Genomic DNA, 12,211 nt, shown 5'->3' with positions numbered 1-12,211 from the left:
TGACAATTTCTGCCGTTAGGGCGGACGGCGCTGCGCCGACATACCGCTCCTGAAGCTCTCTGCGCTAGCCTCAAGCGCAGTATTTCGCGCCCGGCGTCTTGAGCCCTTACCGCTTCTGGAATGTTTGCCGACCTGCCGAAAATGCGGGGCCAACCCCAGTGAGCGTTGTCAAAATCGGCGGCGCCAAACCGATACTGGCTGTCAGGGATTGAGCCTGACACGGACGGTGACATCCATACTCTCGAAATCTTGGGCGGCACCGATATACTCGCCGGTCACCGGCATAATCTGCCGGTTCGACCGGGCAAACGCCACGGGGATGAGCTGGCTGTTGCCCATACGGCGATGAGACGGGTCGAAGGCGATCCAACCCGCGCCGGGCAAGTACACCTCGGCCCAGGCATGGGTGGCGCCGGCATCTTCGTCTCTTTGATCAGGGTCGAACAGGTATCCGGATACGGCCCGCGCCCCGAACCCGAGATGGCGCGCAGCCTCAATGAAAAGAGCGGCGATATCGCGGCACGATCCGCTGCGCAGCTCCAATGTGCCGGCAGGCGACTGCGTGCCTTCCTCGTCGCGCACCCGGTAATGAATATCCCGGAGAACGCCCGCATTCAGATCTTTGAGCAGAGACAGGCTGTCCGTCTGGAGCCCCATGACAAACGCACGCGCCCATGCGCCGACACGCTCCCCGCCGGGAGTGAGCCAGTCTGGCTGCGCCAGGGCGCCAAGATCGATGACGTCGTCCAGGGAATAGGTGAAGGGGTAGCTGTGAGCTTCGGGCGATACCGAGTAGATTGGCCATTCAGGGGCGACGTGATCGACAATGGCCTTGCTCACGATCATCAACTCTTGAGTCGGCTCGGAAAAGCTGGCCGCCGCGACCAGATTTCCAAAAACGTCTATCGTCCACGAGATCTCAGCGGGCGGGGAACATTCCAGCGATCGTTCCACTGTCGTCAGTCCGCCGCTGTCGCGGGGAGTGACAATCAGCTCGTGGGGTTGCAGCATGACCTCGCGGCTATACCGGTAGCGTGTGCGATGTTCGATGGTGAGGCGCATAGAGGCTTGTCCCTCGCTTCGCACCAGAAGGAAACCGATAGATTGCGTTGATCGAGATGCTCAGCTGAAGTCGTCGTTGAGAGCTTTCCGTATTGCGGGAACGCGGATCGCACAGGGAAGCGCGGTTGCGCGTACGCCGCTCACGGACAATCGCAATCCGGCCCTGGAGCGGGGTCCCAGCGGAGGCGTTAAAGAAGGCGGACGTGGGTAGGCGGCCTGGTCTGATCTTGGCTTATGCCCGCAGGAGGCGAGCGAAGACGCCCTTTGGCAGTTGCCGGGCGTGCTCGATTTCTTCGCTGATGGAACGCATCTCGTCGTTGTAACCGACCAGACGGTCCGCGCCGAGCTGCCCATCCAGCTCATCCGCATGCTCGATCAGATCTTCGATCATTTCGCGGACATCGGCATCGGGCAACCGGGCGAGCATTCGGGCAACCAGATCATGCACCGCGAACTGTGCGCCTTCTGACTTGAGAGCGGCGGTTTCAAGATCTGCCACCCGTTCGCTCAGGGTTCTGGGCATAGCGGTCTCCTTTCGAGGCTACTTCGCACCCAAATTCGCACTGCTTGGAAGAGTTCCCTGTGCGGCGTGCTTCGCTTTGCTCGGTGAAAGGGGGGCGACGATCAGTTTACCGGGAGCGCACTTACCCCGTCGAGTGCGGCGGCGATCATCGCGGCGAGCGTTTCTTCTGCGCGGATGCGGACTGCCGGTTCTTTGGATTCCAAATCATGGCGTACCCATTGCGGCGTCCGCTCGATCACCTGCAGGACAATGGTGGTCAACGTTTCCTTCATTCCTATCGCCCCTCTTTTTTGTTGCCGTGCGCCGAATACGTCACGAAGCCCATCTACCAAATGGGAATAGCCGACGACAAAAAAAGCCGGCCACGTGGGCCGCCTTTGGAAGTTTGGGAGAGGATGCCTGAAAGGCGTGACCTATATGTCCGATGCTGCGGCGCAGCACAAGTGCGCGTAGCGCGCGCTGCGGTGCAGCAAGCGCAATCAGGGTATGGACCCCAGGCTTGCGCCGCACTTCTTGACGTTGCGTGCCATACTGTCGGGGACCTATTTCAGCGGGGAGCGGGTGTTTCATTAGGCTTCGCTGTGTACTCAGCTCTAGGCTCGCAGCCCCGGGGGAGGAAGCTGCTGCGCCTCGGGGTCGACACCGCGGCGCCGATCCAGCGACCGCATGATCGGCGTCACGGTCAAACCGTGAAGCAGGATCGAGAACAGCACGACGAGCCCGACGATACCCCAGAGCCTCTTCGCTTGCGGCACAGGCATATGGTTGATGCCGAATGCGAGATAGTAGATCGAACCCACACCGCGGATGCCAAAGAAGGCAAGGGTCATTTTCTCGCCGGCATCAGCCGGATACCCCAAAAGCCCAAGCCACCCGGTGAGGGGGCGAATGACCAGCAAGATTGCCGCAGCAACGCCCACGTCGGCCCAGCCAACATGGGCGAGCAGACCGCTGACCAAAGCGCCTCCGAAAAGGATGAGCAGGACCATCATCGCTATCCGTTCGATCTGCTCGGTAATGGCGTGCATGTCGCTTTGGAAGTCGTGATCGCGGTGAGCATGCCGGAACGTCATCGCTGTTACGAAAACCGACAGGAAGCCATAGACGTGCACCATCTCCGTCAGTCCATAGGATACGAAAGTCGCAGACAGTGCGATCAGGCCATCGCCCGTCTTGGCGAGTTTGGTCTCGGCGGGAATGCGGAATGTCAGCCATCCGAACAGGCGTCCCACCAGCCAACCTCCCAAGATGCCGCCGCCGACCTCCCACAGCACGCGGTAGCCGATCCATTCTCCGAGCCATGGCTGGCCGGCGGGCAGCGCGGCGGCGAGCAGGATGGCGAGATGGACAAACGGAAAGGCTGCGCCATCGTTGAGCCCGGCCTCTGAAGTGAGGCCGAAGCGAACCTCGTCTTCGTCACCGGTCTTGGGCGGCCCCACCTGGACATCAGCGGCCAGAACCGGGTCGGTCGGCGCGAGACTTGCCGCCAGCAGCAGGGCGACCGCCCAGGACACGTCCAACGCCACGGTCGCCATGATGGTGATCAGCAGAATGCCGAGCGGCATCGTAATCCCAAGCAGCCGCCAGGTGACTGCCCAGCGCTGCCAACCAAACACCCGGTCAATTTTCAGGCCGGCGCCCATCAGGGCGATGATGACGACAAATTCGGCAAAACGCTCGGTGATGTGAGGGTGAAGCATCGGGAGAGGCCGCAGCGAGACCGCCGGGAGCAGGAAGACGGCCGCTCCGATACCGATGCAGACGATCGGCAGGGACAGGGGCAATTGTTTCAACGCTAGTGGCAGCCAGGCTACCAGGGCGATGAGCACGCCGACGCCGGTCATGATGACGATGTAGGGCTCGGGCGATGCGAATGAAGGCATGTCAGGCGAACGTGTCAGACCGAAAAAAGACGCATTTGAAACCCGTTGCCGCGGCGAGGCGTCGCACGGCTGTGTTTGGCTGGGGCTTTGCCAAAGGGTCATCACCGCGAATGAGATTACGCTGGTGCGCCGCATTTTGGAAAATGTTAGGCGCGTTGCGCGCCCAACGCGCCCACCAAGTCGTCCTATTCCCGACCGGAATTTCGCCTGCCGGAGACCAGGCTCTCCTGAGTTTTTGATGACGAATTCTCTTCATCACCTTCGGAGGCACGTGCATCCGTATCCGAGCTCTTTGCTTTCGCCGGCTCAGAAAATGGCTTGGCTTCCGCCCCGGCAAGGCCGCGTTCAATGTCGCGTTCCGTTTCGGATTGGGCGTCGACGCTTGACTGCACGGGCTGATCGTCGTTCCCTTGGGGCCCTATCGAAACTTCGTCCATGATTGCTCTCCTTTACGAGTTAACGGTCGGCGAGGCGGCCCCGTTCCTCGGCCCGAATACCTTTGTCAAAGCCGTTGACTGGTAATGAACATGCACCGCGAGCCCTGCTGCTTTGCACTCGCGGTGCGTTTGAATGGACATTGAACCAGCGAAGACTATGAAAACATCGTTACCTGGTTTATTTGCTTCAGAAATGTGCAGTCGGAATGTCTCGAACTGCAAAAAAACCTTCGGGCGGCCGAAACTCGCCGCGCGTCGTGGAAGATAGGGAAGCGGACAAGAATGGCCGAAAACGAAAAGCAGTCTGACATCGCCTCGCTCACTGTTGAACTGCTGAGTGCGTACCTTGCCAACAACGCGGTGCCGTCGGCGGATCTCGCAGGTCTTATCCAGTCCACGAGGGCTGCTCTGACGCAGGACGCAGCTCCGGCGGCGCCTGAAGCAGAAAAGCCTACTTTCACGCCGGCCGTAACGGCCCGCAAGAGCCTGGCGTCGCCTGATCACCTCATCAGCCTCATCGATGGAAAGCCCTACAAGACGCTCAAGCGTCACCTGACGCGGCACGGCCTGACCCCCGAAACCTACCGCGAGCGCTACGGTCTTCCGGCCAGCTATCCGATGGTGGCCCCGGCATTCGCGGCCATGCGCCGTGCGATTGCGGAGAAGATCGGGCTTGGTAACAAGAAGGCGACAGATCCGGCCATACCGGCCGATGCGGAAGTAGGTTCGGACGATGCGGCGAAGGACAGCGTTGTAGCCCCCGTGGCCGCCAAGCTGAAGAAGCCGGCTGCCAAGACCTCTGCGGCAAAGGCCGCCAAGGCGCCTGCTCGCAAAGCGAAAGCGACCACGAAACCCACCGCCACTTCAGCGGAAACGGTGACCGCGCCGGTTGCAGAGGCCGCGGACAGCCCAGTTGAGCCGCAGGTCGCCGAGCAGGCCGTCGAAACTCCCGGCGCACCGCCCACCGCGACGAAGGCTCCGGCTCGCGGCGCAGCGCCAAAGAAGCAACCCACGAAGCGCATGGCGCGGACGCCGAAGTCTGCGGCAAAGTCCGAAGCGATTGCCCCGGTGTCGGAAGAAAACTCGTCCGCAGAAACCACCGATGCCCCGGCTACCGCAGAAAAGCCGAAGCGCCGCGGCAAGTTGGGTCTGTTTGGAAACGAGGCCGCCGACACAAGCGCTGTAACCGAGACCCCGGCCCCAGTTCCTGGCGCCAAGACGCGGTGGAAGCGCCCCGCCGCGAAGGCCAAGTAATCGGAACATCGGCCACCCTGTCGCTTTAGCGGCGGGGTGGCTGGGCGACGATCCCGCTGCGTAGACGAGCCGGATTGGGGGCCATGCGCAGTGCATCCGGAATGACCGGCCCTGGGGACACCGCGTAATTGATGTAGCCACTCTCCTGTGTGGTACGAAGTCGCATGCACGCTTCAACGCAGGAGAGTGACCGATGTCGATTTATGCAGGACTGGATGTGAGTGACAAGACCACGCATATTTGTGTGGTCGATGGCGACGGTGGCGTGCTGCGGCGCGACGTCGTGGCGAGCGATCCGGAAGTTCTCGCGAAATGGTTCCACAAACACAGTCGTGGAATAACGCGGGTCGTGCTGGAAACCGGAACCCTTTCTACGTTTCTTTATCATGGACTGAAGGAGCGCGATGTACCGATCGAGTGCATCTGCGCCCGTCACGCCAAGGGAGCGTTGTCGGCGCGGGTCAATAAAAGCGACGTGCACGATGCAGAGGGATTGGCCCAGCTCGCGCGGACGGGCTGGTTTAAGCGCGTCCACATGAAGGCGTCGGCCACCCACATCGACCGGGCGGCCTTGCGGATCAGAGCGCAGCTCATCACAACTCGCGTTGCAATGATCAACCAGCTGCGCGGACTTTTGAAGCTATTCGGGTTGCGTCTGAATCAGGTGACTACACCAGCGAAACGAGCCGAACGCCTCGCCGCGTTGTACCGTCAGCGTCCCGACCTGGAGGACGTATTCGCTCCCCTCGTCGCATGCGTCGATACCGTGGAGCAGCAACTGCGGGCGTCGGGTCGTTTGCTCGAGCGGCGAGCCAGTTCCGATACGGTGTGCGCCCGCCTGATGAGCGTTCCAGGCGTTGGTCCCATCACCGCGCTTACTTATACGGCCAGCATCGAGGATCCGCGCCGCTTCGCACGCAGCCAAGACGTTGGAGCGTACGTAGGTCTGGTACCTCGACGCACTCAGTCAGGAGAGCGAGATACCAAAGGGCACATATCCAGAGCCGGAGATGGTATGCTGCGTAGTGCCCTATACGAAGCCGCCAACAGCATTCTTTGCCGCGTGAAACGTCCCAGCGCACTCCAGGAGTGGGGTCGGCGTATGTCCGAAACAAAAGGTACCAGGCGGGCGCGAACCGCCGTGGCGCGCAAGCTTGCCGTGTTACTTCATTCCCTTTGGCTGAACGAGACCGAGTTTCGCTGGGCTTGAGCCTGGCGTCAACGTTCCCGGTCAGCCATGCCTCGGGCGATCTCGACCGGATTGTCGCAGCTTCGACTGCGTTGGGGACCCAGAGACGTCCGACATAAACGCCCGGCCGCGATCATGAAGGCTCGGATACTATCGCGGCATACCGCGGTCCGATGACCTCGAAGACAACCATTGGCTACCGGGAAAATGAGAAAACGGAGGCGCTATGAAAGTCTCAATTAGACAACGATCCGGACAGGCTCCTTTCAGGCGCCGACCGTGCCTGAGCCGCCCTTCGTTCATGTCGGCAAGAACCGTCGGGACGGTCCGACGTTGGGACTTTTCGCTCGGTCCGGTTCGGAGCCGCGTCCATAGGATAGCGGACATTCCCGGCTGAAGATGCCGATGTCTGCTGACGCCCTGATTGTGGACGTTCCCAAGTCGAAAAGGTCAACCCGAAATTGGACGCTCGTTCATGTGGCTCTACGAACCAATCTGCTTGGATTTGGCATTTAAAAAATGCGATCCAAGCTCCCCTCGGAGACCAACCGCGAACGATAAGCCGAGTGATAGTTCGGATATTCAGTGAAAAGTGCATGCCCTCCCCATGTATTCAGTCGCTCGTGGTCACATTCGTCCTACGTAAATAATTACAAGCGACAACACATTTATTGATCTCGAGAATTTACAGATCCGACGCAACGATAGATGTAAAGAGAATTTATTGGATTAAGTATAATATATAAAAACAATGCCACAAGAGGTGGAGGTCTAAAGCTCATCTAGCTCGCCCAAGAATCTCCGGAGGGGAGATTGCTTGCTCATAAGCTCTGGTTGGAGCTTACTTATCGCACCAGGTCAAAACTCCTCGTTATATTCTCAACAAAATCGTTCTCTACCGGGTGGAAGGTCCAACGCTCGCTTTCGTCGCAGATGGGGTCCATGTCGGCGGCGACTGGGTCAATGGTCCATTCCGAGAGGTAGGCGCCGCGCGTATCGGTGATGAAGGTGCGGGCGATGCGGCCCGCCATCGAGACGTAGAGCTCGCCCGAAACCGGGCAGCTCTTGTGCGCGAGCAGGCCAACAACGGGGGTGACGAGTTCCGGCCGCCATAGGCGGGTACTGCGTGACGTCGAGCCCGTCCGCCATGCGCGTGACGGCGCCGGGCAGGATCCGGTTCGACTTCACGTCGAAATCTGCACCCTCGAGCGCGATCATGTTGTTGAGGCCGATTATCGAGCTCTTCGACATCGCGTAGTTCACGCCATGCGCGATCGATTAGAGCCCGCCGATCGAACCGCTCAGCGCCACCCGGCCATACGCTGATGGAGGCGCACAAGGTTCAGTTTCTCTTTGCCTGGCCGCATCAGTGGGAGCAGCTGATGACCCCGAAAGATGAAAGCCGGAGGCTCACATAATACCCGGACACGAAACCGGGGGCCCTCAAAAGCTGCCGGACTTTAATCAAGCTTGGAGGAAATCCGGGGGTCACGTCAGGACACGCGCCCTGTCTCGGTCGATCCCCACGAGCAGAACGAAAGCGGCCAGAAGCCCCAAAAACTGGCAGACCGACCGTCCGAAGGCACCGTCACGCCAGAAGATTATCCTGAGTACCAGCGCTCCAGTAGCGTCTGACGCAAGGGCATCCCCAGGCGGAGATGCCGGTAACACTGCATCGAGTTCCGCATGAACATAGATGCATGGCATTTCGTAAGCGGCCCGATGTCCTTTCATGCCTTTTCGTGCCCCGTGTAGCAGGGGTGATGCCGCCTCTTTTCGGCGAACCGATGGCGAGGTTGGCGGGGCGAGACTTAATTGACACAACCGCGCAGGCTGGCCACGCGCCTCAGGGCTACGGTCGCGCACGCTCGCCTCGTCTGTCCGGGTGTGCCGGCTTTGCGATCAGTAGTCGGGACCGCGACATGCGCGAGGCGCGTGATTTTATCGGCGAGGGTCAGGGCAGGTACATGCAGCTGCTTTGGGTCCTCTCTAGGGCATTTGCTCGGCGCCGAGGGATGGAGCACGAACCTGATCCTGCGCATGACGCGGTTTGGAACGCTTCCCTTTCCAGATTGTTCGCTTCTCGAAACGGGAGTTTATGAAGTGCAGAATTTGGCATCGCGTGATGCGCTCGGAGCGAACGCAGCGAATCCGATTGCTATTCCAGCTGCTGGTTGGAAGCAGATTGTTTCGCGAAGCTGGCAAGAAGCCGGCGTCGATAATCTTGGCTTGATAGCTTCGGGTGTAGCATTTTGCGCAATCTTGGCGATGGTGCCGGCCTTGGGTGCCATTGTTCTCACCTACGGTCTTGCTGCAACGCCCGAGACTGTGGCCTCCCATATCAGCTCACTCACCGCGATGATGCCTGACGATGCAGCACGCCTGATCGGCGAGCAGCTGGCAAACGTCGTGGATACCTCCGGCGGCAAGAAGGGCATAGGTCTCATCATCGCTCTCGCGATCGCGTTGTATGGTGTCATGAAAGGTGCTTCGGCGCTCATCACTGCGCTTAATATTGCCTACGACGAGGACGAAACCCGAAGCTTTATTCGCGTGAACCTTTTGTCTCTCGGAATTGCCGCAGGTGGTGTGATGGTCGCGATTCTGGCCATGATTGCAATAGCTGCGATGGCGAGCCTGAACGCACTTTTTCCCTCAGCGCCGTCTTATCTGACGTTTCTCGTGACGATGGGGTCATATTTGTGCGTTGGGGCGGTAGGGGCGGGACTCGCCGCAGTCGCATATCGATTTGGACCCAACAGGGCAAATGCGAAATGGATATGGCTGACTCCGGGCTCAATCTTCGCATCGTCGACTTGGATGATCATCACCTTCGGATTCGGCGTCTATGTCAACAATTTTGGGAACTACGATGCCACCTACGGCTCGCTTGGAGCAGCCATGGTGTTGCTAACGTGGCTATATCTTTCGGCGTATGCTTTGTTGCTAGGCGCTGAATTGAATTGCGAAATTGAACGCCAGACTGTTCGCGATACGACGACAGGCACTGAGCGCCCGCTCGGAAAGCGGGGCGCGTACGCGGCCGATACAGTGGCAATCGACGGTTTCGAGACAAGATAGATAGCATGGCAGAGTCGCTCGGTTCTGCGAGAAGGGTCATGCTGCAACTCCTTTCCAGTCGCGCACCAGGCATGACAATCTGCCCGAGCGAAGTGGCGAGAGCCCTCGCTGCTGACATGAGGTCGGCGGATTGGCGGGCCAGAATGCCAATTGTTCACGCAGCAGTCGATCAGCTGCTATCTGACGGTACTGTACAGTTAAGTTGGAAAGGGCTGCCCCTTTTGGCACGAGCTGGACCATACCGGATCAAACGTTCCGACTGAGGTGAGATCGAAAGCCAGAACGTTTGATAAAATTACGCAAACCGACCACGTGCTTTTGATTTGGGTATCCCTTGGTTTTTAGAAATGTTCTCGTTTCAGAAACTTCGGAATTTCTAAGTCGGTGGGCGCCGCAATCGCTTTCTTGACCAACTCTGCGCACCGTGTTGTCGAACATCGCGATGTCCTCGAACACTACCATCTGCGGCATTCGAGAGTATCTTATAGGTACGATGCCGAATTCCCCCATCTAATGAATGGTGAGAAAGCTGCCGAGGACGGTATTGCGATCGATCGCTGCGTGGGATCCGATTATGTCGCTTTCCAACTGCCTCCGGCTACGCCGGTCCGCTCGCAGTTTGAATTAGCTCACGTCGTCGGCATTGCGCCGGTGAGATCGGGCATTTTGTCATCGCGATAGGCGGCAATCATTGAGTGAATATCGGCCTTTGCCTGAAATTTCGCCGCAAGAAGAGCAGTCCCACTGATCTTACGCTGGACAAACAGGGTATCGGTCGGTGGCAAATGCCAAGTGGCTCTGTCACCCGCCAAGATCATGGCTTGCTCGCGCAGAATCCTCAGGAATGACCGCTCGCTGAAATCAAACGGCCCCGGCTTAGCGAGTTCGGCCAGGATCACATCAATCATCTGGTCGACTACGTCGCGGTGCTTTGCCGCTGCGGCGCCCCCGAGAAACCCCGCTTCGACGGCTGCTGTCCGAACTGCGTCACGGTCGCCGTCGATGGCGGCCATGAGGAGGGCGCGGTACCCCTCCACCGTGCCAGAGGGTACTTCACGCGCTGCACCAAAATCCAGTAGGACGAGCTTACCCGTTGCTTGCTGCCAGCGATAGTTCGCGAAATTAGGGTCGGTCTGCATGATGCCCCATTCGAAGAGTTCGCGCAGTACCAACTGAACCATGGCCTTTGCCATCGCATCGCGCGTGTCCTGCGGCGCGGCGACTACGTCTTCAATGGGACCCCCTTCGATGTAATCCATCGCAAGAATACGCTGGGTCGTCAGTACGGCAATCGGTTTGGGCACAAGATAAGCCGGATCGTTGCCCACCAACTCGCTATACCGTTCCATCATCCACGCTTCACGCAGGTAGTTCGCTTCCTCGTGAAGCTGGCGCTTCGCTTCCGCCAGCAGCGGAGCGATTTCCAACTCACGCGGTAGAAGCCCCGTGACCCACAGCAAGGTGGCCACATTATCGACATCGGCGTCGATGCTGCGGGCTATTCCAGGATATTGAATCTTGATAGCGATTTCACGCCCATCGAGCAGTCGGCCACGATGAACCTGACCGATCGAGGCGGCAGCGAGCGGTGTTCCCTGAAAGCCGGACAGACGCTGGCGCCACTCGACGCCCCATTCAGCTGTCAGGACTGCATTAAGCTGGCGGTCTGTCATATGATGAGCTTGGTCACGCAGTCGCGCGAGCACTTGGGTGAATTCCGGCGGCAGGATGTCGCCAGCATCCATCGAGATCATCTGCCCCAGCTTCATGGCCGCACCCCGCAAATGGGATAGCTGATCGGCAAGGCGGAAAGCGTTACCTGGAGTGAGGAGTAAGTCGTTCATGCGCGGGCGCTCGCCGGAAGCCAAGCGTCGCACCCCTTCAGCCATGGCACCACCAGCGATTCCGCCTGCCAGCTTCCCAAAGCGGCTCAGGCGAGATAAACGCCCGGTCGGGACTATGCGGCCCCTGGGCTGTCTTTCATCTGTCATCACGCTCCTCAAAGACCAGCGGCGTGCGAATGGTCTTTATGGCAAAGGCTGCCGGGTCTGGTGTCTACTGAGCCATTGAGCGAGGTCCTCGTTCCCTTGCACAAGAGCCAGCGCCGCCGCGGTGTTGCCGGCGGCATCAACGGCATTAATATCGGCTCCCGCATTCAACAGCAGTTCGATAATCTCTCGGCGATCAAACAGAGCGGCCATCATGACAGCCGTTTGCCCTGCAGCGTTGCGCAGGTCAGGATTGGCACCGGCGGACAGCAGAAGCTGGGCGATAGGAAAATGGCCTTTGAACGCTACCCCCATGAGAGGGCTACCGGTGGCAGTGATACCGTTGGGACTTGCGCCGTGAGAAAGTAGCAGCGCGGAAGTGGTCTCGAATCCATGATAGCTCGCAAGGACTAGCGGCGTATGTCCCTTCGTGTCGGTTGCTTCGATATCCGCACCCGCTTCCAACAAGATTGGGATCATGTCGTCGCGGCCAATCCGGGAAGCTTCGAACAGCATTTCCTGGATGCGCTCAGGAGATGGGAGCGGCGGAAGCGCCGTAGGCGCCACCGAGTTTTGACCGGGAGGGGTATCGCTCATCGAATTCATCAATCTGCTGCCGCCTGGTTTTGAGTGAAAATGCCGGAGTCCATGCCTGGACGCTCCATCAGCTTGCCGCCGGACCACATCACGGCAATCGCGGCCACAAACACGGTTAGAGGTGCTATTCCCAGATAGATCGGCTTGCGACCTGACCCGCCGTTATGCCGGGGCGGGTTCTTGCGATTATGACCCAT

At 59.3% G+C, this 12,211-nt stretch carries 13 protein-coding genes; 4 read left to right on the top strand and 9 right to left on the bottom strand.

What is annotated here, in order from left to right; translation table 11 throughout:
* Nucleotides 1–201: 201 nt before the first annotated feature.
* From TQ38_RS21520 to TQ38_RS21505, 5 genes are all read right to left on the bottom strand, one after another.
* Nucleotides 202–1,062, bottom strand: coding sequence for a transglutaminase family protein (locus TQ38_RS21520; protein ID WP_043978620.1), 861 nt, complete (start codon nucleotides 1,060–1,062; stop codon nucleotides 202–204).
* 232 nt (nucleotides 1,063–1,294) lie between these two features.
* Nucleotides 1,295–1,585, bottom strand: a complete 291-nt coding sequence (locus TQ38_RS21515; RefSeq protein ID WP_043978622.1) for a hypothetical protein — start codon at nucleotides 1,583–1,585, stop codon at nucleotides 1,295–1,297.
* Nucleotides 1,586–1,686: 101 nt separating this feature from the next.
* The gene (locus tag TQ38_RS30670; RefSeq protein ID WP_205316123.1) at nucleotides 1,687–1,857 is read right to left on the bottom strand and encodes a hypothetical protein; all 171 of its coding nucleotides are present in this window, start codon (nucleotides 1,855–1,857) and stop codon (nucleotides 1,687–1,689) included.
* Between the two features lie 321 nt (nucleotides 1,858–2,178).
* Nucleotides 2,179–3,468 (bottom strand): sodium:proton antiporter, encoded by a 1,290-nt coding sequence (locus TQ38_RS21510; protein ID WP_043978627.1) that lies wholly within the window; start codon nucleotides 3,466–3,468, stop codon nucleotides 2,179–2,181.
* Between the two features lie 185 nt (nucleotides 3,469–3,653).
* Nucleotides 3,654–3,905, bottom strand: a complete 252-nt coding sequence (locus TQ38_RS21505; protein ID WP_043978629.1) for a hypothetical protein — start codon at nucleotides 3,903–3,905, stop codon at nucleotides 3,654–3,656.
* A gap of 282 nt (nucleotides 3,906–4,187) precedes the next feature.
* On the opposite strand from TQ38_RS21505, the gene TQ38_RS21500 reads away from it, so the two are divergent.
* Both TQ38_RS21500 and TQ38_RS21495 read left to right on the top strand, forming a co-directional pair.
* Nucleotides 4,188–5,159 carry a MucR family transcriptional regulator gene (locus TQ38_RS21500; RefSeq protein WP_052505920.1) on the top strand — a complete coding sequence of 324 codons (972 nt, stop codon included), beginning with the start codon at nucleotides 4,188–4,190 and terminating at the stop codon, nucleotides 5,157–5,159.
* A gap of 193 nt (nucleotides 5,160–5,352) precedes the next feature.
* On the top strand, nucleotides 5,353–6,369 hold the full coding sequence (locus TQ38_RS21495; RefSeq protein WP_043978631.1) for an IS110 family transposase: 1,017 nt from the start codon (nucleotides 5,353–5,355) through the stop codon (nucleotides 6,367–6,369).
* Nucleotides 6,370–7,193: 824 nt separating this feature from the next.
* On the opposite strand, the gene TQ38_RS30665 is transcribed toward TQ38_RS21495, so the two are convergent.
* The gene (locus TQ38_RS30665; protein WP_052505921.1) at nucleotides 7,194–7,379 is read right to left on the bottom strand and encodes a hypothetical protein; all 186 of its coding nucleotides are present in this window, start codon (nucleotides 7,377–7,379) and stop codon (nucleotides 7,194–7,196) included.
* 967 nt (nucleotides 7,380–8,346) lie between these two features.
* Between TQ38_RS30665 and TQ38_RS21485 the strand changes: the two genes are divergently transcribed.
* Together TQ38_RS21485 and TQ38_RS21480 are read left to right on the top strand one after the other, a co-directional pair.
* Nucleotides 8,347–9,429, top strand: a complete 1,083-nt coding sequence (locus TQ38_RS21485) for a YihY/virulence factor BrkB family protein (RefSeq protein WP_240198034.1) — start codon at nucleotides 8,347–8,349, stop codon at nucleotides 9,427–9,429.
* 5 nt (nucleotides 9,430–9,434) lie between these two features.
* Entirely contained in the window at nucleotides 9,435–9,692 is a 258-nt protein-coding gene (locus TQ38_RS21480; RefSeq protein ID WP_370059810.1) for a DUF3253 domain-containing protein, read from the top strand.
* A 366-nt stretch (nucleotides 9,693–10,058) separates the two neighbouring features.
* Here the strand turns inward: TQ38_RS21480 and TQ38_RS21475 are convergent, their stop codons facing one another.
* The 3 genes from TQ38_RS21475 to TQ38_RS30090 are packed head-to-tail and all read right to left on the bottom strand — an operon-like array spanning nucleotide 10,059 to nucleotide 12,211.
* Entirely contained in the window at nucleotides 10,059–11,420 is a 1,362-nt protein-coding gene (locus TQ38_RS21475) for an AarF/ABC1/UbiB kinase family protein (RefSeq protein WP_043978637.1), read from the bottom strand.
* Between the two features lie 36 nt (nucleotides 11,421–11,456).
* Nucleotides 11,457–12,023, bottom strand: a complete 567-nt coding sequence (locus tag TQ38_RS21470; RefSeq protein WP_052505922.1) for an ankyrin repeat domain-containing protein — start codon at nucleotides 12,021–12,023, stop codon at nucleotides 11,457–11,459.
* Entirely contained in the window at nucleotides 12,023–12,211 is a 189-nt protein-coding gene (locus tag TQ38_RS30090) for a hypothetical protein (RefSeq protein WP_162792340.1), read from the bottom strand. The genes TQ38_RS21470 and TQ38_RS30090 overlap by 1 nt, the downstream gene beginning before the upstream one ends.

It is taken from the genome of Novosphingobium sp. P6W (assembly GCF_000876675.2).
Lineage (GTDB): Bacteria > Pseudomonadota > Alphaproteobacteria > Sphingomonadales > Sphingomonadaceae > Novosphingobium.
Note: the sequence above shows the minus strand (reverse complement) of the source record. Positions and strands in the feature narration are given on the sequence as shown.

What these genes read in the sequence shown, in the direction of transcription:
- TQ38_RS21520 (WP_043978620.1), bottom strand. Translation starts at nt 1,062, where the DNA reads ATGCGCCTCACCATCGAACATCGCACACGCTACCGGTATAGCCGCGAG.
- TQ38_RS21515 (WP_043978622.1), bottom strand. Translation starts at nt 1,585, where the DNA reads ATGCCCAGAACCCTGAGCGAACGGGTGGCAGATCTTGAAACCGCCGCT.
- TQ38_RS30670 (WP_205316123.1), bottom strand. Translation starts at nt 1,857, where the DNA reads ATGAAGGAAACGTTGACCACCATTGTCCTGCAGGTGATCGAGCGGACG.
- TQ38_RS21510 (WP_043978627.1), bottom strand. Translation starts at nt 3,468, where the DNA reads ATGCCTTCATTCGCATCGCCCGAGCCCTACATCGTCATCATGACCGGC.
- TQ38_RS21505 (WP_043978629.1), bottom strand. Translation starts at nt 3,905, where the DNA reads ATGGACGAAGTTTCGATAGGGCCCCAAGGGAACGACGATCAGCCCGTG.
- TQ38_RS21500 (WP_052505920.1), top strand. Translation starts at nt 4,188, where the DNA reads ATGGCCGAAAACGAAAAGCAGTCTGACATCGCCTCGCTCACTGTTGAA.
- TQ38_RS21495 (WP_043978631.1), top strand. Translation starts at nt 5,353, where the DNA reads ATGTCGATTTATGCAGGACTGGATGTGAGTGACAAGACCACGCATATT.
- TQ38_RS30665 (WP_052505921.1), bottom strand. Translation starts at nt 7,379, where the DNA reads ATGGCGGGCCGCATCGCCCGCACCTTCATCACCGATACGCGCGGCGCC.
- TQ38_RS21480 (WP_370059810.1), top strand. Translation starts at nt 9,435, where the DNA reads ATGGCAGAGTCGCTCGGTTCTGCGAGAAGGGTCATGCTGCAACTCCTT.
- TQ38_RS21475 (WP_043978637.1), bottom strand. Translation starts at nt 11,420, where the DNA reads ATGACAGATGAAAGACAGCCCAGGGGCCGCATAGTCCCGACCGGGCGT.
- TQ38_RS21470 (WP_052505922.1), bottom strand. Translation starts at nt 12,023, where the DNA reads ATGAATTCGATGAGCGATACCCCTCCCGGTCAAAACTCGGTGGCGCCT.
- TQ38_RS30090 (WP_162792340.1), bottom strand. Translation starts at nt 12,211, where the DNA reads ATGGGTCATAATCGCAAGAACCCGCCCCGGCATAACGGCGGGTCAGGT.